The 26,988-nt window shown below is 45.2% G+C and carries 27 protein-coding genes; 20 read left to right on the forward strand and 7 right to left on the reverse strand.

Translation table 11 applies throughout. The features are described 5' to 3' along the window. Window positions 1-164 precede the first annotated feature (164 nt). Window positions 165-824 carry an HAD family hydrolase gene (locus H9630_RS01880; RefSeq protein WP_191713791.1) on the reverse strand — a complete coding sequence of 220 codons (660 nt, stop codon included), beginning with the start codon at window positions 822-824 and terminating at the stop codon, window positions 165-167. 154 nt (window positions 825-978) lie between these two features. Between H9630_RS01880 and H9630_RS01885 the strand changes: the two genes are divergently transcribed. Then, complete coding sequence (locus H9630_RS01885; RefSeq protein ID WP_191713792.1) at window positions 979-1,272, forward strand: hypothetical protein; 294 nt, start codon at window positions 979-981, stop codon at window positions 1,270-1,272. Between the two features lie 184 nt (window positions 1,273-1,456). On the opposite strand, the gene H9630_RS01890 is transcribed toward H9630_RS01885, so the two are convergent. After that, the gene (locus H9630_RS01890; RefSeq protein ID WP_225218317.1) at window positions 1,457-1,588 is read right to left on the reverse strand and encodes a YhfH family protein; all 132 of its coding nucleotides are present in this window, start codon (window positions 1,586-1,588) and stop codon (window positions 1,457-1,459) included. Window positions 1,589-1,604: 16 nt separating this feature from the next. After that, complete coding sequence (gene aceB / locus H9630_RS01895) at window positions 1,605-3,206, reverse strand: malate synthase A (RefSeq protein ID WP_191713793.1); 1,602 nt, start codon at window positions 3,204-3,206, stop codon at window positions 1,605-1,607. Window positions 3,207-3,372: 166 nt separating this feature from the next. On the opposite strand from aceB, the gene H9630_RS01900 reads away from it, so the two are divergent. Then, window positions 3,373-4,023, forward strand: coding sequence for a LytR/AlgR family response regulator transcription factor (locus H9630_RS01900; protein WP_191713794.1), 651 nt, complete (start codon window positions 3,373-3,375; stop codon window positions 4,021-4,023). 104 nt (window positions 4,024-4,127) lie between these two features. Here the strand turns inward: H9630_RS01900 and H9630_RS01905 are convergent, their stop codons facing one another. Further along, window positions 4,128-5,492 (reverse strand): FAD-binding oxidoreductase, encoded by a 1,365-nt coding sequence (locus tag H9630_RS01905; protein WP_191713795.1) that lies wholly within the window; start codon window positions 5,490-5,492, stop codon window positions 4,128-4,130. Window positions 5,493-5,594: 102 nt separating this feature from the next. Between H9630_RS01905 and H9630_RS01910 the strand changes: the two genes are divergently transcribed. From H9630_RS01910 to H9630_RS01940, 7 genes are all read left to right on the forward strand, one after another. After that, entirely contained in the window at window positions 5,595-6,617 is a 1,023-nt protein-coding gene (locus H9630_RS01910; protein WP_191713796.1) for a TRAP transporter substrate-binding protein, read from the forward strand. A gap of 172 nt (window positions 6,618-6,789) precedes the next feature. Beyond that, a complete protein-coding gene (locus H9630_RS01915; protein ID WP_191713797.1) occupies window positions 6,790-7,455 on the forward strand; it encodes a GntR family transcriptional regulator in 666 nt (221 codons plus the stop codon). Continuing rightward, a complete protein-coding gene (locus H9630_RS01920) occupies window positions 7,452-8,480 on the forward strand; it encodes a TRAP transporter substrate-binding protein (RefSeq protein ID WP_191713798.1) in 1,029 nt (342 codons plus the stop codon). Before H9630_RS01915 ends, H9630_RS01920 begins: the two co-directional genes overlap by 4 nt. Before the next feature lie 111 nt (window positions 8,481-8,591). Then, window positions 8,592-9,086, forward strand: coding sequence for a TRAP transporter small permease (locus H9630_RS01925; protein ID WP_191713799.1), 495 nt, complete (start codon window positions 8,592-8,594; stop codon window positions 9,084-9,086). Continuing rightward, complete coding sequence (locus tag H9630_RS01930; RefSeq protein ID WP_191713800.1) at window positions 9,083-10,372, forward strand: TRAP transporter large permease; 1,290 nt, start codon at window positions 9,083-9,085, stop codon at window positions 10,370-10,372. The genes H9630_RS01925 and H9630_RS01930 overlap by 4 nt, the downstream gene beginning before the upstream one ends. Window positions 10,373-10,405: 33 nt before the next feature. Then, the gene (locus H9630_RS01935) at window positions 10,406-11,563 is read left to right on the forward strand and encodes an aminotransferase class I/II-fold pyridoxal phosphate-dependent enzyme (protein WP_191713801.1); all 1,158 of its coding nucleotides are present in this window, start codon (window positions 10,406-10,408) and stop codon (window positions 11,561-11,563) included. 67 nt (window positions 11,564-11,630) lie between these two features. After that, the gene (locus H9630_RS01940; protein ID WP_191713802.1) at window positions 11,631-12,125 is read left to right on the forward strand and encodes a cupin domain-containing protein; all 495 of its coding nucleotides are present in this window, start codon (window positions 11,631-11,633) and stop codon (window positions 12,123-12,125) included. Window positions 12,126-12,201: 76 nt separating this feature from the next. Here the strand turns inward: H9630_RS01940 and ahlS are convergent, their stop codons facing one another. Together ahlS and H9630_RS01950 are read right to left on the reverse strand one after the other, a co-directional pair. Next, a complete protein-coding gene (ahlS, locus tag H9630_RS01945; protein WP_191713803.1) occupies window positions 12,202-13,050 on the reverse strand; it encodes an AhlS family quorum-quenching N-acyl homoserine lactonase in 849 nt (282 codons plus the stop codon). 109 nt (window positions 13,051-13,159) lie between these two features. Further along, window positions 13,160-14,524: an aspartate kinase gene (locus H9630_RS01950; RefSeq protein ID WP_191713804.1), complete on the reverse strand. Its 1,365-nt coding sequence runs from the start codon at window positions 14,522-14,524 to the stop codon at window positions 13,160-13,162. A 127-nt stretch (window positions 14,525-14,651) separates the two neighbouring features. On the opposite strand from H9630_RS01950, the gene H9630_RS01955 reads away from it, so the two are divergent. The 3 genes from H9630_RS01955 to thrB are packed head-to-tail and all read left to right on the forward strand — an operon-like array spanning window position 14,652 to window position 17,904. After that, the gene (locus H9630_RS01955; protein ID WP_191713805.1) at window positions 14,652-15,944 is read left to right on the forward strand and encodes a homoserine dehydrogenase; all 1,293 of its coding nucleotides are present in this window, start codon (window positions 14,652-14,654) and stop codon (window positions 15,942-15,944) included. Beyond that, window positions 15,941-17,002 (forward strand): threonine synthase, encoded by a 1,062-nt coding sequence (thrC, locus tag H9630_RS01960; protein ID WP_191713806.1) that lies wholly within the window; start codon window positions 15,941-15,943, stop codon window positions 17,000-17,002. The genes H9630_RS01955 and thrC overlap by 4 nt, the downstream gene beginning before the upstream one ends. After that, complete coding sequence (gene thrB / locus H9630_RS01965) at window positions 16,999-17,904, forward strand: homoserine kinase (protein WP_191713807.1); 906 nt, start codon at window positions 16,999-17,001, stop codon at window positions 17,902-17,904. The genes thrC and thrB overlap by 4 nt, the downstream gene beginning before the upstream one ends. Window positions 17,905-17,971: 67 nt before the next feature. Here the strand turns inward: thrB and H9630_RS01970 are convergent, their stop codons facing one another. Further along, a complete protein-coding gene (locus H9630_RS01970) occupies window positions 17,972-19,396 on the reverse strand; it encodes an NAD-dependent succinate-semialdehyde dehydrogenase (protein WP_191713808.1) in 1,425 nt (474 codons plus the stop codon). Between the two features lie 321 nt (window positions 19,397-19,717). Here H9630_RS01970 and H9630_RS01975 point away from each other — a divergent pair, with 321 nt between their 5' ends. The 8 genes from H9630_RS01975 (at window position 19,718) to H9630_RS02010 (ending at window position 26,884) form a co-directional block, all read left to right on the forward strand. Beyond that, window positions 19,718-20,914: a hypothetical protein gene (locus H9630_RS01975; protein WP_191713809.1), complete on the forward strand. Its 1,197-nt coding sequence runs from the start codon at window positions 19,718-19,720 to the stop codon at window positions 20,912-20,914. A 19-nt stretch (window positions 20,915-20,933) separates the two neighbouring features. Continuing rightward, the gene (locus H9630_RS01980) at window positions 20,934-22,109 is read left to right on the forward strand and encodes an amidohydrolase (RefSeq protein ID WP_191713810.1); all 1,176 of its coding nucleotides are present in this window, start codon (window positions 20,934-20,936) and stop codon (window positions 22,107-22,109) included. Window positions 22,110-22,147: 38 nt separating this feature from the next. Beyond that, on the forward strand, window positions 22,148-23,449 hold the full coding sequence (locus tag H9630_RS01985) for a M20 family metallo-hydrolase (RefSeq protein ID WP_191713811.1): 1,302 nt from the start codon (window positions 22,148-22,150) through the stop codon (window positions 23,447-23,449). Window positions 23,450-23,626: 177 nt separating this feature from the next. Then, complete coding sequence (locus tag H9630_RS01990) at window positions 23,627-23,926, forward strand: replication/maintenance protein RepL (RefSeq protein WP_191713812.1); 300 nt, start codon at window positions 23,627-23,629, stop codon at window positions 23,924-23,926. Between the two features lie 397 nt (window positions 23,927-24,323). Then, window positions 24,324-24,956, forward strand: a complete 633-nt coding sequence (locus H9630_RS01995; RefSeq protein WP_191713813.1) for a YveK family protein — start codon at window positions 24,324-24,326, stop codon at window positions 24,954-24,956. Between the two features lie 28 nt (window positions 24,957-24,984). Further along, the gene (locus H9630_RS02000; protein WP_191713814.1) at window positions 24,985-25,998 is read left to right on the forward strand and encodes a GNAT family N-acetyltransferase; all 1,014 of its coding nucleotides are present in this window, start codon (window positions 24,985-24,987) and stop codon (window positions 25,996-25,998) included. A gap of 55 nt (window positions 25,999-26,053) precedes the next feature. Further along, on the forward strand, window positions 26,054-26,536 hold the full coding sequence (locus H9630_RS02005) for a hypothetical protein (protein ID WP_191713815.1): 483 nt from the start codon (window positions 26,054-26,056) through the stop codon (window positions 26,534-26,536). A gap of 24 nt (window positions 26,537-26,560) precedes the next feature. Continuing rightward, the gene (locus H9630_RS02010) at window positions 26,561-26,884 is read left to right on the forward strand and encodes an MGMT family protein (protein WP_191713816.1); all 324 of its coding nucleotides are present in this window, start codon (window positions 26,561-26,563) and stop codon (window positions 26,882-26,884) included. Window positions 26,885-26,988: the final 104 nt, after the last annotated feature.

Consider the following 26,988-nt stretch of genomic DNA (forward strand, 5'->3'; position numbering starts at 1 on the left):
TGGCTCCAGCTCGCGCTGTTCCCGCTGGAGTCGCCGCCTTCATTCCCATCAGCCAGCTGTTCTCAGAAAACGTATTCCCTCATCAAAAAACAGCCGGAGAAAAAGGCTTTCTTTCTCTCCGGCTGTTTTATTTTAGAGACTTATGGAACAGCCCCTTCTTCTGATTAGATGATTTCCCAATTGCGCTTGGCAGCAACTGTCCGCAGTCTTTCTTCGGGTTGGACGGCTACCGGATGGCCGACCAGTTCAAGCACGGGCAAGTCTGAATGACTGTCGCCGTATGCGTAGCTATTGGCCCAATCAATGTCCTGGCCTTCGAGTGCTTCTTTGATTTTGGCTGTCTTTAGAGGGCCCTGGATATGTGAAATGGGTGTCCGGTGATCCAGGACGTTGTCTTTATAAAGGATTTCTGTTCCAATGATGGTCTTGATCGGCAATTGTTTTGTGACCGCATGCAGAAGCGGTGTAAAGGCTCCCGATACCAGCATGACGTAATCGTTGTTGGCTACATGGTTTTTCAAACGCTCAACGACGTTCGGATTCATATCGCCGTGCATTCGGTCTGCAATTTCGCCGAAATACTGTTCCAGCTCAACTTTCGTGAAAGTTTCGAGCGCAGACAGATAGGCCTGGACAGAGCGTTCGCGCATTTTCCGTTCGGGATAGATTTTCAGTTTATGGCCGATATAGGGAGGCATGATGGCCCGGTAAAATTGGCGGTAGCGTTTGCTGTGCTCAGGATGATTTTTCAAATGGTCCATCATCAGCTGGAAAGTTTCCTTCGAATACAAAGTTCCGTCAAAATCAAATATGGCTACACGCAAGGTGATCAACTCCGGTTTCTCAATTTTTTTCTATTGCTATTATCATAGCGGAAAAACAGAGCCTCTTCCAGCGGATGGCTGCTGCAGGTTTAGGCATTTTCTTCTTAAGGGTATGGAAGGTTAAACGAATAATTACGCCACAGGAGGTTTTACGATGGAAAAGCAGCGCATCACAGTCGGTTACGTCGAATTGACTCAGGAAGAGTCGGACCGGCTGTTTCAAGAAGTGAAAAAAGATAAAGATATCGAAAACTATAGCGAACTTCAAGGATTGATGGAAGATTTTGATTCTGTCATCATCGAACCCGATGCACGGCCCCTCGCTGATATTCTTGATGGGGATGAAGCGCCCACAGAAACAGAACAGGGCGGCACCCGCTATATTGAAGTCTTTAATAAACTCGAAGAAGATACCCGTTATCGTTTCGAATCGTCAGATCAAAACTAAAACCAGCCGCCCATTTTCTGTGTTGGGCGGTTTTGTTATGGCAGATTCATTGGCAGAAGGCTTTCGTAAACGGAAAAAACAATTTTAGAGGAATTCACGGGAGTCTTGGCCTGATTATTCCTGATTGTCCTCACTTTAAAAAAGGATGACCCATTTTTGGGTCATCCTCTTTTTTAAGTTTCTTCTATTCTTCTATTTTTCCGATGCAGCGTTCACATTCGTAGATGATCGATTCACGTTGTTCCTTGATTTCGCATCCACATTCCCGGCATTCCTTTTTCGAGCGAGTTTCATAAGTCTGTGTGTTTTTCATCATGATCTCCTCCAATGGTTTAGTTTAGTATGTCGTACCCAGGCAGTGTCAGGAATTCAGCAAAATCACTTTGCAGCGTGAGGCTTGTAAACAATTCGCGGGCTTCCGCGTAGTTTCCAGTTGAATATTTCGCTTCGCCGACGGCTTGTTTGATTTTGGCGGCTTCTTCTTCGGTAACTTCATGGAATAACGAAACATCGATAGTACGGCCGTCTTCCAAAATCCCTTTCGGGTGGCGAATCCATTGCCATACTTGAGAGCGTGAAATTTCAGCTGTTGCGGCATCTTCCATCAAGTTATTGATAGGTGCTGCGCCGTTTCCTGACAACCAGGAAGCGATGTATTGGATACCGACTGAAATATTGGAGCGAAGGCCATCTTCTGTAATCGTGCCCTCGGGAACTTCAACTAGTTGCGCAGCCGTCACTTGGACATCTTCCCGTTTCTTATCGATCTGGTTAGGAGTGGGCATGTGTTCGTTGAATTGTTCCATCGCGATTGCGACCATCCCGGGATGGGCAACCCATGTGCCGTCGTGGCCGTCCACCGCTTCACGGCGTTTGTCTTCTGCTACTTTTTGGAATGCAGCTGCGTTGGCTTCATCATTTCCTTTAACAGGAATCTGAGCGGCCATCCCGCCGAGTGCCGGTGCATTGCGTTTATGGCAAGTCTTGATGCAAAGCTGTGTATAGGCTCGCATGAACGGGACGGTCATCGTCACTTGTGAACGATCCGGGAAAATGTATTCCGGAAGGTTGCGCATCCGTTTGATGACGCTGAAGATGTAATCCCAGCGCCCGCAGTTTAAGCCAGCAGAGTGATCGCGTAATTCGTAGAGGATTTCATCCATTTCAAATGCAGCCAAAATGGTTTCAATCAATACAGTTGCTCGAATGGTGCCTTGCGGAATCCCCAGTTCATCTTGTGCGAAAACGAAAACGTCGTTCCACAGGCGAGCTTCTAAATGGCTTTCCATTTTTGGAAGATAGAAATAAGGGCCGCTTCCACGCTCAATTAATTCTTTAGCGTTGTGGAAAAAGTATAATCCGAAATCGACCAGGCTGCCGGAAATCGGCTGTCCGTTAATATGGATATTTTTCTCCATTAAATGCCAGCCGCGAGGACGAACCATCAACACTGCTGTTTGTTCATTCAAAGCATACTTCTTTCCGGTTTCAGGAGCTTTAAAATCAATTTGGCGTCGAACCGCATCACGTAAATTTATTTGTCCATCAATGACGTTGAACCAATTTGGTGCAGTAGCGTCTTCCAAATCCGCCATGAACATCTTGGCGCCGGAGTTCAATGCGTTGATCAGCATTTTCCGGTTGGTCGGACCTGTGATTTCGACACGTCGGTCCTTCATGTCTTCTGGGAGTGGGGCAATGGTCCAATTATTATTTCGGATATGTTTGGTTTCAGGAAGAAAGTCGAGTTTCTTGCCGGCATCAATTTCTTTTTGGCGAACTTGTCGTTTTTCGAGAAGTTTAACTCGCTGTTTATCAAAATTTGTATGAAGCTTTTCAATAAATTCTAAAGCTTCAGGTGTTAAAATTGTCTCCATTCCCGGAACTTTTTCACCTTTTATAGTCACAGTCGATTTAGTCAACAAACAAATCATCCCTTTCTGAGAAAAAATTTAGAACATCTGTATTAATACAGTTTGTTTTGATGTATATTAATATATAACAGAAAATTCTAACTGTCTTGCAAACAGGACGAAAAGGAGTATTCAGCGATAAAAGCAGTTATAAGGGGATAAACACATTTGGAAGGGGAGTCAGGGGATGGAAAACAGTATGTTGGAACAAATGGGGTTTATTATGGGAGACTGGATTCCGAAAGAAGCATCGATTGCGATTGCGGTAGAGGATAGCTACATCTACTATAAAGCAGGTATTCATGACTTGAAGATCCGGGAAGGCGAACCCGTACTGCCAGGCAGTATTGCTGCACGTGCAAAAACCGATGGGAAGCGGATTGAGATGTATGTAGAGGAATCGATTTTGGGAACAGCTTATTATGGCATCGGTTACCCAATCAGGTTTGGCGGCATTGAAGGTGTGTTGGTGATCATCCTGCCGCCTGATTACTTAGTCCGCAAAAAACAGCCGATCCGATTTTTAACTGGGAAAATCGACGAAACGTGGAAGCCGGTTCCAATCGATCAAGTTTCCCATATTGAAAGCAGCCAAAAGAAAACCTGGTTTTACACGGAGCAGGAAACCTATTGTTCTATCCATACCCTGAAAAACTTGAAGCATCAATTGCCGGATACCTTCTTGCCGATTCACCGCTCTTATATCGTGAATATCAATTATATAGAAGAAATCTCCCGGGATATTGCATCAAATTATCAATTGACCCTTAGAAACGGCTCAGTTTTGCCGGTAAGCCAAAATTACACTGCAAGTGTAAGGGAACGGCTGGGGTTTTAATCGAATACAGAGAAACTTCACTCGGCAGGGTTCTTCATGGCAACTGACCCTTAAAGCAGGGAAAACGAAAAGCCAGCTGAGGATTTTTACTCCTCAGCTGGCTTTTATGCAAACATTTTTCCTGGGTTCAGTAGATTATCAGGATCCAGCATGCGCTTCATATTCTTCATGACAGCAATAGCTGCTCCGTGTTCGGCATCCTGATATTTCATTTTGCCAAGCCCGACACCATGTTCACCTGTGCACGTGCCTTCCAATTCAATGGCACGGAAGGCGAGCTTTTCGTTGATTTTTTCAGCTTCCAGTTTTTGAAAAGGATCTTTGGCATCGTATGAAATCGTCGTATGGAAATTCCCGTCGCCGATATGTCCCAAGGCTCCGCCTTCCAATCCGCTTTCTGCAATGAGTTCCAGAGCGTAATCGATGAGTTCCGGAAGTTTGGAAATCGGTACGCAGACATCACCGCCCGTGACAGTCATTCCGGACTGATGCCTGAAGGCGTAAGCCATTTCATGGCGGGCTTTCCAAATCATCGCCCGTTCTTCTGAATCTGCCGCAACACGCCAATTTTCAGCGTTCATGTCATGCATCAGTTCTTGTGCCAAAGCCGCTTCTTCTTCAACAGCATTTTTCATGCCGGCAAACTCAAAAAAGAGGGAATGCTTTTCAGGCAGTCCATAGTTTCCGTAAGCATTCACTTTTCCAATGCTATAGGCGTCGACGAATTCCATGCGCTGGACAGGAATGCCGCTCAGCAAAATCATATGTGCGGCTTCTGCACATTGGTGGGGAGTTTCGAAAGTACAACTGGCAGCAATGGTGTGCTCAGGAATTCCGTGTAGCTTTAATGTGATTTCCGTAATGATGCCAAGCGTGCCTTCTGAACCGGTGAACAGCCCGGTCAAATGGTAGCCGGAAGATGATTTTTTGGCTTTTGTGCCGGTATGGAGCAATGTGCCGTCTGCCAATACCACTTCCAAATCGACAATTTGATCACGCATGACGCCATAGCGCACTGCTGTGGTTCCGCTGGCGTTGTTGGCCGCCATGCCGCCGATGGATGCATCTGCACCAGGGTCCACCGGAAACTGCAGGCCATGCCGATTGATGATGTTGTTCAATTGCAGGCGCGTGATGCCGGGCTGAACGGTGACCAATAAGTCTTCGGGTGAAAATTTCACGATTTGGTTCATGCGTTCGAAATTAAGCGAAATCCCGCCATTCAAAGGAATGGCTTGTCCTTCCAAGCCTGAACCGATGCCGAATGGAGTAATAGGAATGGAAGCATCACGGGCAATTTTCATGATGGCGATCACATCCTCTGTGGATTCCGGGAAGCAGACAAGTTCAGGTTCGACAGGTGGATGCTCGGATTCATCATGGCTATGCCTGTATAATTCGCTGATGCTTTTTGAATATTGATCTGTTTTTAAGATGCTTTCTATTTGCGTGATCCAATGATTTGTCATGCGGGTGACTCTCCTTTTATTTTATTAATAATTGATGAATGACAAAGGTTTAGTACAAATTCAAATCAGGGTAAAGAGTCTAAAAATCACTGAGGAGGAGCTATGAAAAAACTCATCGGATTTGCACTGATTTTACTGGTGTTGCTTGCTGCTTGCGGACGGCCTGCTGATCAATCCACTTCAACAGAACAAGAAGGAGAACAAGAAACCTATACAATCCGAATAGCTTATCTGGTGCCCGAAGAACATTCTGCCCATATCCAATCTTTGAAATTCAAAGAAAAACTGGAAGAAGAGTCTGATGGGCGGCTTATTGTAGAATTGTATCCGAATGGCCAATTATATGGATCGGACCGTGAAGCGATTGAAGCGGTACAGCTGGGCAATCTGGAAATGACCATTCCGGCGGTAGCCCCATTAGCTTCATTCAATGAGAAGTTTCTGGTTTTCGATTTGCCGTTTCTTTTTAATGATTACGATGCCGCCTATACAGCATTGGACGGAGAGCTGGGCCAGGAACTGCTGGACAGTCTGGAGCAAAACGATTTAAAGGGACTGGTATTCGGTGAAAATGGCTTCCGGCATGTTTCCAATAACGACAAGCCGATCCAATCCCCTGAAGACATGGAAGGGCTGAAACTGCGGACCCTGGAGAATCCATTGCATACAGATACTTTTAAGGCGTTCGGAGCCAATGCCTCTCCATTTGCGTTTGGAGAACTTTATACGGCCTTGCAGCAAGGAACGTATGATGCGATGGAGTGCCCGATTTCCCTGTACTACACGAATAAATTCTATGAAGTCCAGGATTATTTAACTTTGACGGGACATGTCTATGCAGCTGCCATTCTTCTGGCCAACAACGATTTCTACACTAGCTTGCCTGAAGATCTGCAGCAACTGGTCATGGAAGCGTCTGAGGAATTCAAGGATGAACAGCGTGCACTCGCCCAGCAGCAGGATGTTGAATTCCTGGAACAACTGAAAGCGGAAGGCATGCAAGTCAACGATTTGATAGCTGAACAACGCGATGAATTTCGTCAAGCAGCGCAGTCTGTCTATGAGAAATACGAAAGCCAAATCGGCAAAGATCTGATCGATCGGGCATTGGCGGCGAATGAATAGAAAAGAGTGGCAACCAGGGAGCGTTCCCTGGTTTTTTTGATTTCAAGCAAACCGGTAAAGAGAGAAAGTTATTAGAAAATTGTAATTCTTACTATACAAACGAATCTGTCTATTCTATACTTTCTGTATACAGTATACACTGTACAAGATTTTTATGTAGAGGGGAGGAATTATGGAGAAAATCGTGAAACAAGCCACATTGGCGGATCAAGCATACGAGTATATCAAGAAAATGATCATTACTGGAAAGTTGAAACCGGGCCAGGAATTGCCGGAAGAAAAACTGGCATTGGAACTCGGCATCAGCCGGACGCCTTTAAGAGAAGCTCTAAAAAGACTGGCTGTTGATGCGCTTATCGAGTTAAGAAAAACACGGCCTGCCATAGTAGCAGCCTTTACATTCCAGGATGTCCAGGAAATCATGGAGCTGCGCAGGCTATTGGAAATCTATGGTCTTGAAAATCTTTCGAAGGCAGATCAACAGCCTGTCATGAATGAACTGAGAAAAAATGTGGAACGCCAATTTCAGGCCGTGCAAGCTGAGAGGGTGGTGGAATTTATGGATTTGGACCAGGAGTTCCACTCCTTCCTCTACCAGAATCATGCCAACAATCGCTTGAAGGAAATGATAAAAGGCATTAACAGTGGCGGCAGCCGGGCATTTTTGCTGCTGTCAGACACTGCAGCCGATAGTTCCAAAAAGGCATATGGGGAACACTTGTCCATCCTCAAGGCAATTGAAGATGGTGATATCGACAAAGCCAAACAGCAGTTGGCCATCCATTTGGACAATATCGAAAGCCGGCTGCTGAAATACATTTCACAGGAGGAACTATGAAAAAACTACTTGGACTATTTCTTATTGCACTATTTATCTTATCAGCCTGCGGAAGACCGGATAGCGGTACGACGTCGACAGAAGACGGCGGGGCCGGGGAAGACACGTATACAATTCGTTTGGCTCACTTAGTGCCGGAAGAACAATCTTCGCATGTGGCAGCAGTGGCATTCAAAGAAAAATTGGAAGCGGAATCAGATGGCCGTCTGACAGTGGAATTGTATCCGAATGGCCAACTTTACGGTTCAGACCGTGAAGCGATTGAAGCAGTTCAGCTCGGCAATGTTGAAATGACGATTCCGGCTGTCGCAGCAATGGCTTCATTCAACGAGAAATTCCAGGTATTTGACCTGCCGTTCCTGTTTAATAATAACGAAGCGGCTTACCGCGCATTGGACGGCGAGCTTGGCCAGGAACTATTGGCTGATCTGGAAAACAACGGCATGAAAGGCTTGGTCTTCGGTGAGAACGGATTCCGCCATGTTTCCAATAACGATGCGCCGATTGAAGCGCCGGAAGATATGGAAGGCCTGAAAATGCGGACGTTGGAAAGCCCATTGCATACGGATACCTTTAATGCTTTTGGAGCAAACGCTTCTCCATTTGCTTTTGGAGAGCTTTATACAGCACTTCAGCAAGGCACATACGATGCCATGGATTGCCCAATTTCCCTTTACTATACAAATAAATTCTACGAGGTACAGGATTACCTGACATTGACTGGCCACGTGTATGCAGCAACGGCCTTGTTGGTGAACAATGATTTCTACAATACCCTTCCAGCGGATCTGCAGGATCTGATCACGGAAGCGTCGGAAGAATTCCGGACGGAACAGCGTGAACTGGCACAGCAGCAGGATGGAGAATTCCTGGAGCAGCTGGAAGCGGAAGGCATGCAGATCAACGATTTGACAGATGAACAGCGCAACCAATTCCGTGAAGCGGCAGAATCCGTTTACACGAAATACGAAGATCAGATCGGCAAAGATGTCATAGATCGCGCGTTGGCAGCAAATGAAGGATAAGTGAAAAGGACAGTTGAAGAATCAAGGAAGAAATTCCTTGATTTTTCATTTTTTCTGCACTAATGGACGCTGTTCTGCCGGTTGAAGGTTTTTAAGAAAGGAAGTGTAAAAATGATTAAAAAATTTGAGAAGGCAGAAGAGGCCTTTCTGGTTTTTACATTAGTCGTTATGGTGGCTTTAATCTTTGGGCAAGTCGTTGGACGCTACGTTTTTTCCAATGCACCCAGTTGGACAGAAGAGATGGCTCGCTATATACATATTTTTCAAGTATGGATAGGAGCGAGTTATGCAGTGAAATTGCGTGAACATATACGGGTGGAAGCCTTCATTACACGCTTTAAAGGCCTGCCAAGAAAGATTCTGGAAACGATCTCATTGATCATTTGGTTCGCGATGGCTTTATTCCTGGCTTATTTTGGAACCGATCTTGTGTTGAGCAGCATCGCCAATGGACAGGTCACGCCAGCGATGCAATTGCCGATGTGGATTCCATTTTTGGCTATCCCACTGGGCGGCATCGGAATGTGTATCCGATTGATCCAGCAATTGATCAAAATTTGGCAGGGCGATTACGAGATGCATAAAGGAGGGGACCTTCCGGCATGACAATAGCTCTGTTATTCGGCACCTTATTCATTTGTTTGCTGATCGGCGTACCGATTGCGATTGCGTTGGGCGTTTCAGCGTTGACAGCGATTTATTTCGGCACAACTTTACCGCTCAGCATCATCACTCAAAAAGCATTCACTTCACTCGACTCGTTTCCTTTGCTGGCGATTCCGTTCTTTATGCTGGCAGGAATTCTTATGGGAAAAGGCGGCGTTTCCAAGAGGCTATTGGCGTTTGCGTCAGCTTTGGTCGGCTGGATGACAGGCGGATTGAGCATGGTGACCATCGTGGCCTGTATGTTTTTTGCGGCTATTTCCGGATCAGGTCCAGCAACAGTTGCAGCAATCGGCGGCTTTATGATCCCGGCAATGATTGCGCGTAAATACGACGGGGGCTTTGCTTCAGCTGTTGCAGCTTCTGCAGGATCTATCGGTGTCATCATTCCGCCGAGTATTCCATTTGTCTTGTATGGGGTTATCGGGGGAGTTTCAGTCGGCAGCATGTTCCTGGCAGGCATTATTCCAGGGTTGATCATCGGTGCTGGCCTGCTGTTGACTGCATATCTTATTTCCAAGAAGCGTGGCTATAAGCCGGAACCTGGCGAAGCATCGTCCTTTGAATTTAAGGACGTGCTGAAAACCTTCTGGGACGCCAAATGGGCTTTGTTGATTCCTGTCATTATCCTGGGCGGAATATACGGCGGTATCTTTTCTCCAACTGAAGCGGCCGTAGTTGCTGTAGTATATGCTATAATAATCGGCAAATTCGTTTATAAAGAATTATCCTGGCACGGACTTTATGAAAGCTTCAGAGAAGCCATTGTCATCAATGCCACCACGATGATCATCATTGGTTTATCGGTATCGTTTGCTTACTTTATGACCATCGAACAAATTCCTGGAGAAATCTCTGACTACTTAACAGCATTGTCGACGAATCCATTGGTCATTCTTTTAGCCATCAATTTATTGTTGCTGGTGGTTGGAATGTTCATTGATACCATTTCGGCATTGGTCGTCCTGACTCCGATTCTGTTGCCGATTGTTGTTTCTGTCGGAGTGGATCCGATCCATTTCGGTGTCATTCTTGTAGCCAACTTGGCAATCGGTTTTGTCACACCACCGCTTGGAGTCAACTTGTTTGTGGCTTCAAGTGTCGGAGGGGTTCGCTTCGAACGCATTGCTTTGGCCGTTGTGCCATTCCTGTTATCGATGATTGTATGTCTGTTGATCATCACATTCATCCCTGCTCTATCTCTGTGGCTGCCAGGACTTTATGAATAACGAAGATTTTTAATGAGAGAAAGGTTGTCACGTATGAGCATTTCTATTAATAGCCGGATCAAGTCGATTGAAATTTCAGGCATCCGGCAGTTTTCCAATCAACTGATCGATTTTCCGGAAGCCATTAACTTAACGATTGGACAACCCGATTTCCCGACACCTGAAGCTGTAAAACTGGCCGCGATCGAGGCGATCCACAACGATCAGACCAGTTATACGCATAACGCAGGCTTGCTTGAGCTGCGTGCGGAAATTGCGTCTTTTTTCCAGGACAAATATGGGTTGAACTATGACCATAAAACAGAAGTCATCGTTACCAACGGCGCCAGTGAAGGATTGGATTCCCTTTTTCGAACGATTCTTGAAGAAGGCGATGAAGTTATTTTGCCTGCACCTGCTTATCCGGGATACCAGCCGATCATCGAACTATGTGGCGGGAAAGCGGTTTATTTGGACACTTCAGATACCGGTTTCCAACCCGATCCGCAGCGCCTGGAAGGTTTGATTACTGAACGGACCAAAGCCGTGCTAATGAATTTTCCATCCAATCCGACAGGAATCACCATGGAGTCGGAGCAGCTTGAAAAAGTAGCTGCGGTACTGGAAAAACATGAGCTCTTTATCGTTACCGACGAAATATACAGCGAAAATTCATATGGTGAAAAACATTCTACATTTGCCCGTTTTGAAAGTTTACGAAACCGGACATTTTTGGTGCACGGTCTATCAAAATCACATTCCATGACTGGCTGGAGAATCGGTTTTGTGCTTGGGCCGGAAATGTATATGAAGCATGTACTGAAAGTTCATCAGTATAATGCCATTTGTGCAGCTGTACCAAGCCAATTTGCAGCGCTTGAAGCGATGAAAAACCAACGCCACGTACCTGCAGAAATGAATAAGGAGTATCTTCAGAGAAGAGATTTCGTCTATGGCCGTTTAACTGGAATGGGTATTGATGTCATCCTGCCGAATGGAGCGTTTTATATTTTTCCGTCAATTGAGAAATTCGGAATGTCATCTTTTGAGTTCGCTACGCGATTGCTGAAAGAAGGCGGAGTAGCAGCAGTACCAGGCTCGGCCTTCACAATATATGGCGAAGGTTTTGTGCGGATTTCCTATGCCTATAGCATGGCAGTGCTCGAAGAAGGCATGGACCGATTGGAGAAATTCATCGATACATTAAACTGATTCGAGGACTCTGCGATTACTATGCTTCTATCGGGGTAAAGTTCCATAAAGAAAGGAGCTGATAGGCATGGGAAATTTTAGGTTTTATCGATTTGAAGACGATGGGGTTATCCCTAACAACCCAACGCTTGAAGTGATAGTTTATCCGGCTGCCTTCAAGGAGAACAAGCAAGAAATAGAAGAAGTGTTCAACCGCCATGAGTGGACGAACAGCTGGACAGGCGGTGTATTTGAATATCACCATTACCACAGCAATACACACGAAGTATTGGGGGTACTCAGTGGAACTGCCACGCTGCAGCTGGGCGGTGAGCAAGGTGAAATTTTGGATATTGCAGCAGGGGATGCAGTCTTGCTTCCGGCAGGAACCGGCCATAAAAAATTGGATGCCAGCAGTGATTTTGAAATTGTCGGAGCTTATCCGGGAGGTGTCTCTTATAACCTCAAGACCGGTGAACCCGGAGAGCGCCCTTATGTGCTGGAAGATATCCAAAACACGCCGTTGCCGAAAATGGATCCCGTTTTCGGCGACAGCGGACCCGTTAATGAAAACTGGTCATGAAACTCACAAAAGCCCCTTGCCGGATTTTTCAGGCAAGGGGCTTTTGCATGTTAAAGGCGTCTAAGGTGCAACTCTGTTACTCATAGTAGCCTTCCGTCGATTTACGGAACGTTTTGAACTGGTTCGCATCATGGCCAAACCAGACATCGGAATTGGTTTCTTTTGCGATTCTGCGTATTTTTTCAACTGCAGTCGTATAGCCCACTGAATCATATAAGATGCCCGGCGGCTTGATTGGCGGGCCGTAACTCTCTGCCGTATAGATGGCATCCGAGGCCAAGATGATGCCGCCTGTTTCCGGCATTTGTATCTGAAGGCCGAGCATGCCCCACGCATGCCCGCTTCCGAAGTTCAGGATTTTGATGCCTTCAGCCAGTTGCAGCCCGTCCTCTGTCCGTTTGACGGTCTGCCATTGCAGGTTGTTCTTGATCCAGGCGTCGATGTCGCCCCAGATATAGGCACCTTCCTTCATGTTGCGGGCATAGGTCTGCAAAGCGCCATTCAGTTCATCTTCGTGAACGATGATGGTCGCATTGGTGAACAGCTCAAGGCAGCCGGCGTGATCCAAATGCAGATGGGAAGCCACTACATATTTGATGTCTTCAGGCCGGACATTCAATTCCTCCAAGCGGTGATGGAGGTAGCACTCTTCCGGCATATCAATCGGAAACAGTGATTGCGTCACTTTCCCCCAACGTCCTTCGGCACCCATTGAATTCGGATTGCAGGCGGTGTCGAACAGGATTTTGCCTTCAGGATGATCGATCAATACGGTGTAGACTGGAAATGTCACCATTTCACTCGGTGGATTTGGATTTTCTGCACTTGCGGGATTATGCATGGAAATCAGGTAGTTCTTATCCATGCTCAATGTGCCATTGTCCATTACGTACAGTTTCGGGTTTGCCTTGATAATACCAGTCATCAAATGTCCCCCTCTCAGAATAATTACATAATATCATAATATTCAGTTTACTGTGAAGGGATATAAAAACTCCTGAACCAATAAGTTCAGGAGTTAAAAGGGAGTGAGGTTAATGAACCAATGCAGGCTCAAAGAATTCTTTGTATAATTCGTTCAATATCTTTTGTTCATCTTCTTTTAGAATGCCGAAGACTAAACTTACTTCAGAAGAACCCTGGTTGATCATTTCGATGTTGACGCCGGTTCTGGCAAAAGCGTTTGCTGCACGTGCAGTAAGTCCTTTTGTATTGTTCATGCCTTCACCAACCAAAACAATCATGGAAAAATCATTGCGGATATGGACGTCATCAGCCTGCAGTTCAGATTTGACCCGATCGACAATCCGCTGTTCTTTATCAGCAGTCAATTGATGGCTGCGCAAAATGACGGATAAGTTATCGATGCCGGATGGAATATGTTCATAGGAAATGCACTCATCTTCCAAAATCTGCAGCAGTTTTCGGCCAAACCCGATTTCACGGTTCATCAAGTATTTGCTGACATAAAGCGTCGAGAAACCGCTATCTGCCGAAATTCCTGTAACCGGGCGCAGGGAAGTGTCGCGTTCTGCAACAATCATCGTACCAGGGGCAGATGGATTATTGGTATTGCGGATGCATAAAGGAACCGCTGCTTTAAAAACAGGCATTAAAGCTTCATCGTGCAAGACGGCAAATCCCGCATACGAAAGCTCGCGCATTTCACGGTAAGTCATCTGTTCGATTTCGACCGGATTAGCGACGACGCGTGGATTGGCGACAAACACACAATCGACGTCAGTAAAGTTTTCATACAGCTCAGCTTTGACGGAAGCTGCAAGAATCGATCCGGTGATATCCGAGCCGCCACGCTCGAATGTCCGAAGAACGCCTTCTTTTGTATAACCAAAAAAGCCGGGGAAAACAGTGATGGTTTCTTTATTGCGCAGTTCTGCTAATCGGTCATAGGCTTCTGGAAGTGCCTGTGCCCGTTCAGGCAAGCCGTTTACAAATAGACCGGCATCAAACGGGTTGACATATTCGGCATTCAAGCCGATTGAAGTCAGGTAAGCAGCGATTAATTTTGCAGAGTTGTCTTCACCGCTTGCTTTGATCGAGTCAGCAAAAAGTGGGGGAGAGCTTTTATCTGCCTGAAGGCGGTTCAGAAGGTCTGTTTTGATGACTTGCTTAATGTCATTGCCCAGCTCCAACTCGTCAGCAATTTCCGCATAGCGTTCAACGACCTTTTCCAAGGCAGTATCCGTCGGTTCCTCGCGTAGCGCAGCTGCCGATAAATTAATTAACAAATCTGTCACTTTTACATCTCCATCAAATCGCTTGCCTGGAGCAGATACCACAATGATCTTACGAGAAGGCTCTGCTTTAACGATTGCTGCCACTTTTTTGATCTGTTGTGCACTAGCTACTGAAGTACCGCCAAATTTGCTTACTTTCATCCAATCAAGTCCCATCTTTTTTAATAGTCTGTAAAAGGGTTGTTTTAACTAAGATATAATACTATAATGTCCCTATGACAAAAACAGCTGTTTTTTCACAGTGTACACACCATGGGAGGAATCGTCAATGAAAAATGAAATTTCAATCGGATTATTAGGCCTTGGAACGGTGGGCAGCGGAGTTGCTAAAATCATTCAGCAGCATCAGCAGGATTTGCATCATAAATTAGGTGCCCAAGTTTCAGTAAAGAAAGTACTGGTCAGAGACACCAATAAAGACCGGCTTTCCAGTTTAGATCCGAGTGTATTCACGACGGATATAGAAGATATATTGAATGATTCTTCTCTCGATATTATTGTTGAAGTGATGGGCGGCATCGATGGTGCGAAGTCAGCTATTGAACAAGCGCTTAAAAATGGGAAACAGGTCGTAACGGCCAATAAAGATGTGATGGCTGAATATGGCCACGATCTATTAAAACTGGCAGACGCTGAAAAGTGTGACCTGTTCTATGAGGCCAGTGTTGCAGGCGGTGTGCCGATCATCCGCACATTGGAAGATGGACTCGCTTCAGACCGGATTTCGAGCCTGATGGGAATCGTCAATGGCACGACCAACTTCATCATGACGAAAATGAAAAAAGAAAACATGACTTATGACGACGCATTAGCTGAAGCTACTGCATTAGGTTATGCCGAAGCCGATCCTTCTGCTGACGTCGATGGCATCGATGCGGCAAGGAAAATGGTGATCTTGTCTTCGCTGGCCTTCTCAACCGAAGTCCATTTGGATGATGTCCTGGTAAGAGGCATGAAAGAAATCCGTGACGGTGACCTGGAACTCGCGAATAAGTTTGGTTATACCATGAAAATGGTCGGTTCTTCAACTAAAGACGAAGATGGAATCGAAGTTTCAGTAGAGCCGATCTTCCTGGCGAACTCACATCCGCTTGCTTCGGTCAACAATGAATTCAACGCAGTTTACATATACGGCGATGCAGTAGGTGAAACGATGCTTTATGGACCAGGTGCCGGTTCATTGCCGACGGCTACATCTGTGGTCTCTGATATCATTGCAGCTTGCCGCAACCTGCAGTTGGGCGTCAACGGAAAACGCGCACACGCAGCTCAGCATGAACGCGTTATAAAACCAGAATCGAAATGCTTTTCGAAGTATTGCCACCGTCTGCTTGTAAATGATGAAGTGGGCGTGTTGTCGAAAATGACTGCAGTCTACAGCAGGCATGGGGCGAGCATCCAGTCGGTTATACAGTCTCCGGCAAACGAAGACGGCAAAGCCGAACTGGTGCTGCTGACGCATCAGATTTCACGCCAGCAGCATTTGGATGTATTGAAGGAATTACAAGGAACGGCGAGCGTCATTAGCCATTACCGCATAGAAGGAGAGGAAACAGCATGAGATGGCAAGGACTGATTGAAGAACATAAAGAGTGGCTTCCCGTTACAGAACATACACCTTCACTGACGTTACAGGAAGGCAATACGCCGTTGGTGCATTTGGAGAAACTATCAAAAAAATGGGGAATTGACCTCTATGTAAAACTGGAAGGGGCAAATCCGACCGGTTCCTTCAAAGACCGCGGCATGGTGATGGCTGTCGCGAAAGCCAAAGAAGAAGGCAAGACGGTATTGATTTGCGCTTCAACCGGCAATACATCCGCCTCTGCAGCTGCATATGGAGCAAGAGCGGGTATGCGCACCATTGTTGTTATTCCTGAAGGGCGCATTGCGCTTGGGAAACTGGCGCAAGCCAAAATGTACGGAGCGGAGATTCTTGAAATCAAAGGCAATTTTGATGAAGCGCTGCAAATGGTTCGTGAGGTTGGCCAGGAGGCAGGCATTGCCCTCGTCAATTCCGTCAATCCTTACCGTTTGGAAGGACAAAAAACCATTGCGTTTGAAGTTATTGACCAATTAGGCCAAGTACCCGATATTTTCGCGTTGCCTGTCGGCAATGCCGGCAATATCTCTGCTTCTTGGAAAGGGTTCACGGAGTACGCAGAACGTACTGGCGAAAAACGCCCGACACTCTTAGGGGTGCAAGCAGCTGGAGCGGCACCGATCGTCAATAATAAAGTTGTGGAAAATCCCGAAACAGTGGCAACAGCCATTCGAATCGGAAATCCCGCGAGCTGGCAGCTGGCACTTGATGCCTTGGACCAGTCAAACGGAACGATTCTCGCAGCTACCGATGAAGAGATTCTGGAAGCCTATCAGTTGTTGGCTTCAACCGAAGGGGTATTTGCAGAACCGGCATCGTGTGCTTCCATCGCAGGCATCAAAAAGCAAGTGGAGAGCGGCCAATTGCCGAAAGGTTCAAAAGTTGTAGCTGTTCTGACAGGCAATGGATTGAAAGATCCGGAAACAGCGATTTCGGTCAATCAGCATAAAGCGCTTTTGGTTCCAGAAGACATGGAACGCTTTTGGGAGGATTTGAAAAAAGGAGTGAAAATATGAGCTGGAAAGAATTTTCTGTAACCGTTCCGGCTTCAACAGCCAATCTGGGTCCAGGATTTGATTCGATCGGGTTGGCATTGGATCTTCATATGTTTGTTCATGCCTCACCAGCAGCAGAGTGGCTGGTCGAATATAAAGATTCAGGCTATCAAGGGATTGCGAGCGGTGCCGACAACTTGATTGTCGCTACTGCCCAAGCTGTTGCGGATAAATATGGACAGCCATTGCCAAGCGCGAAATTGGTGGTCGAGACGGAAATCCCGTTGAGCAGAGGTTTGGGCAGCAGCGCATCCGCAATTGCGGCTGGCATTGAAATTGCTGACAGATTAGCGGGATTAAAACTGCCGATGAAAGATAAATTGAGAATAGGAACGGAAATGGAGGGGCATCCCGACAATATTTCCGCTTCACTTCTCGGTGGGCTGACGATTTCCTATTTCGACGATGATGATTTGGAAATTGTCCATGTTCCTGAAGTGGAGATTGGCGTGGTCATCCTGGTTCCGCCGACTGAATTTCTGACTTCGGAATCCCGCAATTTATTGCCGGAAACGCTGTCCCATAAAACAGCGACGCGCGGCGGTGCTGCAGGCAACGTCATGGCGGCTGCTTTGGCGAGAGGGGATTGGCAAACTGCTGGCCGGATGATGCAGAAAGACGTTTTTCATGAACCTTACCGCAAAGAGCGGTTCCGGGATTTCGATGCTATCCAGCAAGGATGCCGGGATCTTGGCGTCTACGGCTCTGCAATCAGCGGAGCTGGTCCATCTTTGTTCATCGCTGTGGAAAAAGGCCGTGAAAAAACGGTGGCAGCCCAATTGGAAGAGAAATTTCCACATTACGAATGCCTAGTCACCAGACCATCCTCACACGGAATCAAAATATGTGAAACAGTGATTTAAACGCAAAGAAGCTGCCCGGAATTCCGGGCAGCTTCTTTTTTTTCGAGCAGTATTTGCTGTTCTCTATTTATATTTTAATGGACACATACTTGGTTTCCAAGAAGGCTTCCAATCCTTCTTGTCCGCCTTCACGGCCAACGCCGCTTTCCTTCATTCCGCCGAATGGAGCTTGAGCAGTAGAAGGGGCACCGTCGTTCCAGCCGACAATTCCGTAATCAAGGTTTTCGGATAGATAAGTGCCGCGTGACATGCTTTCGGTAAAGAAATAAGCCGCCAAGCCAAAGCGCGTATCATTCGCCAGTTTGACTGCTTCTTCATCTGTTTCAAAAGACATGATTGGCGCTACAGGACCAAACGTTTCTTCATTCATGACCAGCATATCTGAAGTGGCATCGACCAGTACCGTTGGATTAAAGAAGTACGCGTTGTTTTCTGTACGGCCATCTCCGCCTACCAATACTTTGGCGCCTTTTTCGACGGCATCATTAACATGCTTCTCAACTTTTTCATAGCCGTCTTTGTCGACTAACGGACCGATTTGTACGCCTTCATCCAGACCATTGCCGACTTTCAGATTGCCTGCAGCTTGTTGGAGTTTCTGTGAAAACTCCTCGACGATACTTTTCTGAACGTAGATCCGATTGCCGCAGACGCAAGTCTGTCCGGCATTACGGAATTTCGAAGCCATGACGCCTTCAACAGCGAGGTCCATGTCCGCATCTTCCAAAACGATGATAGGTGCATGGCCTCCAAGCTCAAGTGAAAGGTTCAACATAGTTTCTGAAGCCTGTTTCATCAATTCCTTGCCAATTTCTGTAGACCCTGTGAACGTCAGTTTGCGGACATCCGGATGGCTGGTGAACACTTTGCCGATCTTGCCGGCGCTGCCCGTCACTAGATTAATGACACCTTTAGGGAAGCCTGCCTCAATAGCCAGCTCGTACATTTTAACAGCAGTTAATGGTGTCATTTTCGCTGGCTTCGCTACAAAGGTGCATCCAGCAGCTAAAGCAGGTGCCATTTTTCTGGCCATCATCGCTGCAGGGAAATTCCATGGGGTAATGGATACAACAACGCCGACCGGCTGCTTGTTGATTTGAATCCGTTTGCCTTCTTTGCTTGCCGGAATAGTGCGTCCATACATGCGCTTGCCTTCTTCAGCAAACCAGGAAACGAAAGAAGCCGAGTACTCAATTTCACCGATAGCTTCAGCTAAAGGTTTGCCCATTTCCTTCGTTAAAATTTCACCGATTTCTTCTTTATGCTCAAGTAGCAAATCATGCCATTTCATCAGCAGTTCAGCACGATGGTAGGCTGTTGTCTTCGACCATTCCGGAAAAGCCGCTGCTGCAGCTTCAATTGCAGCTGTGGCTTCTTCTTCGCCTCCGTTGGGTACTGAGCCAACAATCTCGCCAGTTGCTGGATTCATGACCTCTATTTTTCCATCTCCTGTTTCAGTCCATTCACCATTGATATAATGTCTGCCATTCATTTGTTCGAATCCTCCTTTTGAATTTTGCCTATCCTAATAAATACCTCTAAACGCGAGGAGGTAAACGTTTGGAGTGAAGCAGCAAGAATGCCGTTCGCAAAATATACACATTTATAAAACGGGAAAGGGATATGCAATATATAGCTATTGGAATCGGTTACATTAAAAATGAATGGCCACTCAATTTAATATTATTTCAAAATAGTCGTTTTATTCTATTTATTCCCTGCTGTTTGTGTGCTACTATTGCATCATTATAAAAGTTATCTTTAGAAAGCTTTGAGTTCAATAGCTTATTAAGAGAAAGAGGAGGAAATGGATATGGCCCAGATGCTCGCATTACCGATTTTGATTTTTGTTTTATTTATTGGCGAAGTAATCTCAACTCGCACAAAAGCGTGGATCCCTTCAATATTTGTCAGTGGGGTATTGTTTCTGCTGGGATATTGGACGTTCTTTCCTCCTGAAATTGTTGCCATTGCAGGGATACCGCCTGCAGTAGCTGTTATGCTGATTTATCTGTTGATCACCAATATGGGGACTTTACTGTCTCTGGAAGAATTAAAAAACCAATGGAAAACCATCCTGATCGCTATAGCCGGAATTTTAGGGATTATTGCGGCATTGTTCAGTATCGGAATTCTGCTGTTCGATTTTGAAACAGTGGTGGTGGCGATTCCGCCATTGGTGGGTGGACTGGTTTCCGCGTTGATCATGTCAGAAGGTGCAGCAGCTGCTGGACTTCCGACGCTAGCAGTATTCGCCATCGTCATTTATGTTGTTCAAGGGTTTGCAGGCTATCCGCTGACTTCAATTATGTTGAAAAAAGAAGGCCAGAACTTATTGAATAGATACAGAAATAATGAATTGACTGCAAAGCAGCTGCCTGGTGAACAAACAGGGGCATCGGGCAAAGCGGTCAAGGAACCGCGTATGTTTGCCAATATGCCGGATAAATACAATACGGATTTCTTTAAATTTTTCAGGTTGGCATTGGTTGGTTACCTGGCGTATCTGACTTCAACTCTTGCAGCTCCAATCGTGGAAATAAGCCCGTTCGTCCTGTGTCTGCTGTTCGGAGTTATCGGACGCAGCATCGGTTTCCTTGAGCGCCATCCACTGCAAAAAGCAAATGGCTTCGGATTCGCTATCATGGGCTTATTGCTTTATATTTTCGACGGATTGAAAAATGCTACACCGAGCATGATGCTTGAAATCCTGTATCCGCTTATTGGTTGTATCGTTATCGGTGTAATTGGGATGTACATCTTTTCATTCATCATCGGGAAACTTCTTAAAGTCAGCAAGGAAATGGCATTTGCGGTTTCATTGACAGCCCTTTATGGATTCCCGGCAGATTATATCATCACGGTGGAAGTCATCAATTCACTGACGAAAGACGAAGAAGAACGGAAAGTACTGACCAGCCATATGCTGCCGCCGATGCTTGTGGCAGGATTCATCACCGTTACAATCGTTTCTGTAATATTGGCCGGTATATTTGTCGGCTTCCTATAAGAACTGGAGGAAATTCATCATGATCAATCAAACCATCAAAAATGCCATAAAAGAAAACAGCAACGAAATGATTCAAATACGGCGCAAGCTTCACAGCGAACCTGAACTGTCGTGGGAAGAGTACCAAACTTCCCAATTTGTCTTTGACTATCTAACGGAGCTCGGGATTGAAGCGCGAAAAACTGAGCCAACCGGTGTTGTTGGGGAGCTGAAAGGCGGAAAAGCAGGCAAAACTGTTGCCCTGCGTGCCGATATGGACGCTTTGTCTGTGGAAGAATTGAATGCGGATTTGTCTTATAAATCAAAAGAACTCGGGAAGATGCATGCATGTGGCCATGATGCCCATACTTCGATGCTGCTGGCTGCTGCAAAAGCATTGGCCAGCGTGAAAGATGACATTCCAGGGAATGTGCGGTTTATTTTCCAACCGGCAGAAGAAGTGGCGACCGGTGCAAAAGCAATGGTTGAGCAAGGTGCAGTAGCGGGTGTCGATGATGTGTTCGGCATTCATATTTGGTCCCAAAGCCCAACAAAGACTGTCGCTTGCAATCCTGGAGCCTCATTTGCATCGGCTGATATTTTCAAAGTTCATTTGAAAGGGCAAGGAGGACACGGAGCAATCCCGGAAGCCTGTATTGATGCGGCTGTCATCGCTTCTTCTTTTGTCATGAATTTGCAGTCCATAGTATCGAGGACCATTGATCCTCAACAGGCAGCAGTCGTAACTGTCGGGAAGATGGTTGTTGGAACGCGTTTCAACATCATTGCTGAAAATGCAGAAATCGAAGGAACAGTGAGGTGCTTCGATCCTGCGACACGGGACCACATCGAACAACAGCTTCAAGTCTACGCTGAAAACACAGCGGCTATCTACGGAGGAACTGCTGAAGTCGAGTATATCAGAGGAACACAAGCCGTCATCAATGGCAAAGAAAGTGCCGATTTGGTCCAGAAAGTGGCACGGGAAGCATTCGGTGAAGAGTCCATCTATGATGAAAAACCGACGATGGGCGGAGAAGATTTTTCATTCTATTTAGATGAAGTACCAGGCAGCTTCGCATTAGTAGGAAGCGGTAATCCAGAAAAAGATACCGAATGGGCTCACCATCACGGCAAGTTCAATATCGATGAAGAGGCAATGGAAACAGGCGCTGAGCTCTATGCACAATATGCCTGGGCGTTCTTAACTAAATGATCCAACGGATTTCACCAATCAAAAACAAGGAGGAAGTTATGCCAGCAAATAATGATAATCCTTTATATGAAGAGCTGCTGAATGACTACGATGATCGCCTTGACCACTCAGGCATCCGTGGCGAACGGATTGCGAGACGGTTGTTTGAATTATCTCAGATTGGATTTGTGCAAGTGGGTGGCGTAAAGCGGCCCGGTTACTCGAATGAAGAAAAAGAAGCAAAAGAACTCGTCAAAAAGTGGCTGTCCGAAGCAGGACTAGCGACTCGAGAAGACGGTGCCGGCAATCTCATGGCACGGCTGGAAGGGAAAACGGAAGGAGCGGCAATTGCTTCAGGTTCCCATCTGGACAGCGTACCTAGCGGCGGGAATTTTGATGGGCCACTTGGCGTCCTGTCTGCATTGGAAGTGGCGGAGTCCTGGAAAGAAAGTGGCTATGTCCCCGACAAGCCATATGAAGTGATTATTTTTTCCGATGAAGAAGGATCTCGTTTCAACAGTGGATTAACAGGAAGCCGGGCAATGACGGGAGCCATCTCAAGACAGGAAATGGAACAGCTTCGGGATTACAATGGAGAAACTCTTGAACAAGTGCTGCAACAGTATGGCAGTACACTTGATGCTTATGAAGAAGCTAAAAGAGATCTATCAGACCTGGAATTGTTTGTAGAAGTGCATATAGAGCAAGGCAAGAAGCTTGAAAAAGCCGCACAGCCGGTAGGTATCGTCAATGGCATAGCTGGTCCTGCCTGGCTCGAAATGGAGTTTATCGGAGAAGCGGGCCATGCTGGAAACACTCCGATGATTGGCAGGAGAGATTCTCTCGTAACGGCGGCTGAATTTCTGCAGTCCATTCCGGATTTTCCGAAAACAGTCAGTGATACAGCAGTGGCCACAGTCGGAAAATTAGAGGTCTTTCCAAATGGGGCGAATGTTATCCCGGAAAAAGTGAAGTTGCTTGTCGACATTCGGGATATCATCGAAGAAACTAGAGACCGACTGATTGATTTGCTGATTGAACAGGCAGAAAAGGTTGCTGCAAAGAACGATATTCTGCTGAATATTAAGCTGAATACAAAAATCCAACCGGTACCGATTGCTGAAGACTTGCAGAAACAGCTGGCAGCCTCTTTAGAAAAATACGGAATTACGCCACAGTATATCCCCAGTGGAGCAGGACACGATGCCATGAATCTTGGACGTTACTTGCCGGTGGCCATGTTGTTTGTCAGAAGCAAAGATGGCATCAGCCATAATCCAAAAGAATGGTCATCCTTAAATGACTGCGTAATGGGAATTCATGTATTGAAAGACTTTATTGAAAACAAAATGAAACAATAATAGAGAAAAACTGTTCTAAGGAACGGTTTTTTTGATTTGTTTATCCACATAATGGAAAATTAAAATTTTTTTTGGAATTATCAGTATTTATTAAAAATGTGTGTATAATTTTAACAAGACAGGGTATAGAAATAATAAGGACATGCCAAGTGGCTGATACTTTTTGGAGGTGGTTAGATGAAAGTAATGGAAAATCAGTATTCCAGTAGAACCAAGCTTTTTTCAGAAGACAAGCTTCTCAATGAATGCCGGTCGTATTTTTCATCAGAAACTGAAAAAACGGCAGAAATTGGAGAGAAATTTATTCACTACTTTCTGAAGAATGCTTCACCTGAAGGAGTTCTCTTTAAAACAATCAAAGACATTACAACAGACATTAATATTTCCCACCAAACATTGACTAAAGTTCTAAAAACACTTGAGTCAAAAGAAATTATATACCGAAGAAACGGCATCATCGGTCTATGGAAAGAATAATGAAAGCATCTCTCTATTGAAGGAGAGGTGCTTTTTTTTTTGCTGAATTAATTAGCTATAGAGGAACCGTTTTAACAGGGAAATATAAAGTGAAGACAGGCTCCAACTTCACAGCTTTTTTACCTTGATTGATAATAAGCATATGAAAAACCGATGGTGGTTAATTATACCTAATATATAGGAATTAACTTTAAAATAAAATATTATGAAAGACTAAATACTTATAATATCCTTGAGAATTTTAAAAAATATCCTTATAGGTGTAGATTGAGTCAATAAAATATGATATAAATGAACTATAATAATCTGAATTTTTAGAAATAAATTCAAATTAATTGTCTTCTTATATCAAAGAAAGGGGACTGCAAGGAGTTGTTTTAAGAGGGTGATTCATTTTATGGAGAAATTGAAAAATCATACTCAGATCCTATCCATTTTTGTCGCTCTCTTTCTGTTGGCGGTTTGGCTCTTTCTATCTTTTATTATGGATCCGAAGTACCAAGCATCAAGTCAATTGCTTATAGAAGAAAAAGGGAGAGCTTTACAAGAGGTGGCATCACATAGTAATCGCCTGGATCCTCAAGCCATCGAAGCATTTGCTGCTTTTGTTAAAAGCCCGGAAGTGTTGGAGGAACTAAGAGCGGATCTGAAATTGGAAATATCCCTTTCTGACCTTCAAAAGCAGATTACAGTAAATCATTCGAGTGATTCTCCGGTCCTTACAATCACTGCCTTTTCTGATAGCGGTCAGCAATCTGTAGAAATTGCAAATAGCTTATCTTCTATATTCCAAGATAACGTGAGCAAAAATTTGGACACCGCTACTATTCGGATTATTTTACAGGCTGTGGAAGCCCGAAAAGCAAATATCGTAACCGAGAATTGGGTTCTGGGCTTAGTAGCAGCGACAATACTGGGTTTTATCTTTAAGTTGCTTGCCGGATACATAAGCATATCAGCGAAAGCATGGGCTGAAATAAGAAAAGATGCAAGAAAAAAAGAGAATCAATTGCAGACAGTGTTCAAGTGATTTTCTAGGTGAAGCAGGGGTGGAATTTATGTTTGAGCTAATATCGATACAACAGCACAGTCGCTGGCAAAAGATTCTCGACAGTCTGCAAATAACGGATATTTATTATACCAGCCAATATTTTTTTAGTGCATTGAAATTGGATCCAGGAGAAGCTTTGCTTTTTTATTATAAAGATGAAGAAGGAGAAGTAGCTTACCCTTACATTAAAAGGCATATAAACAATAATCGCGGCAATACGTATTTTGACATCACAACCCCTTTTGGATATGGAGGGCCAGTGGTTAAAGCCGAAAATGACTATGCAAAGTTGATTGCGAATTTCAGGGGAACTTTTACGGAGTACTGCCATAAGGAAAAGATCGTTGCCGAGTACATCCGTTTTCATCCTTTGAAAGGAAATGCTCTTTTTTTCAAAGAACACTTGAAGTTATCTGCGCTGTACGAAACCTTTACAATCAGCCTGAGAGATTACTTCGCTTCTGGAGCAGCTACTCAGCTTTCCAGTGGCAGTTTTGGGAAGAATTCTGACTTGGTAATCAAAAAGTTGGGAACTGTACGCCATATGTTCGAGTTTTTGGTATTGTATTATTCGGCTGCCAGAAGAAGAGAAGAGTCAGACAGCTATTATTTTTTCACCAATGATTACTTTGAAACGCTTATCAGTTCTATGGGGCCGAACCTTCATTTATTCGGTGCCTATCACGACAATAAACTGGTTTCTGCCTGTTATGTCCTATCTATGGGGGATACAATCTACTTCCACTTGGAAGGCAGTTTGTCGAATGCAGATAACGAAATAACGATGCAGCAGCTGCTGCTGAAAGTTGCTGAATGGGGAGAAGAGAATTATTACGCTTATTTCCATTTGGGCGGAGACTTCCAAGGGGACGTATACAGTGGAAAGCCGATGAAAAAAGAAATGGCAAATTGCGAACCAGAGGTTTTCTACATTGGCCAGAAAGTATACGATCAGGAAGTTTATAACCAATTGGTGGCATTGGAAGATCATGATATCGTTCGAAGATACAGAAACGTCTAAACGACAGACGGAATAAAACGCATAAAGATCAACATTATACCGGGGAGGCATAATAATGAGATACATGCAATATAAGGGCGTCGTAGAAAGAGAATATAAGAAGTCGTTAAGAAAGATTATGTATGAAATATGTGTGGTGGAGGGGTTAAATGCTTCTCTTGGCGCGAAAAAATTAGGTGTTGCAAAGGAGATTTTCATCTTTTGGAGACATTTTTATCGTCTGGATAAGAATCAGCAAGTGTTTGATCAGGCAGTCAGTGACTTGGACCAGATGAAATTCCTGTATCTGAATGAAGTGAAAGAAATAGATGCGTCACGGCCACTGCAGCATGAGGCGGAAGAGTCGCTTCAGGGGCTTGAAGAATTGATTGATCGGATGGTAGAGTATTATAAATGTCTACATGCTGAGAGCGGGGGGCTGGCGACGGAAACAGGAAAACTTCCGTTGTACGAGTTTGCTAAGGAACTTCTGACAGATTATCGAAATGGAGATTTGCTGAAGGAAGTAAAGGCTCAATCAGACAAGGCATCTTCATAAAACAAATTGGAATGGATGGAAGAAATGCATACTTTCACAGAAAAAGCTGTAGCTGTCATCAAAGAGATTCCTCCGGGAAAAATTATGACCTATGGACAAGTTGCTGCTGTTGCTGGAAGCCCGCGTGCTGCTCGGCAAGTAACGCGTATTCTCCATAGCATGAGTGCCAAGCATAACTTGCCTTGGCATAGAATTGTTAATGCACAGGGACGAATCATGTTGCGCGATGAAGAGTCGCGGTTTTTTCAACGGAAATCGCTGCAGGAAGAAGGGGTAGAAGTGGACCAGGATGATTGCATCGATTTAAGCCGTTACCGCTTTACTCCTTTCGCGGATGATAAAGAGTAGTATCTGATCAGGCCCTGAAAAGGGTTTTTTTATTGAGCTGGATTAGGGTTTATACAAAGTATGCATAAGACAGAATATCCTTGGGTATAGAAATAGTGAGTTCT

The organism is Planococcus wigleyi, from assembly GCF_014836985.1.
GTDB lineage: Bacteria > Bacillota > Bacilli > Bacillales_A > Planococcaceae > Planococcus > Planococcus notacanthi.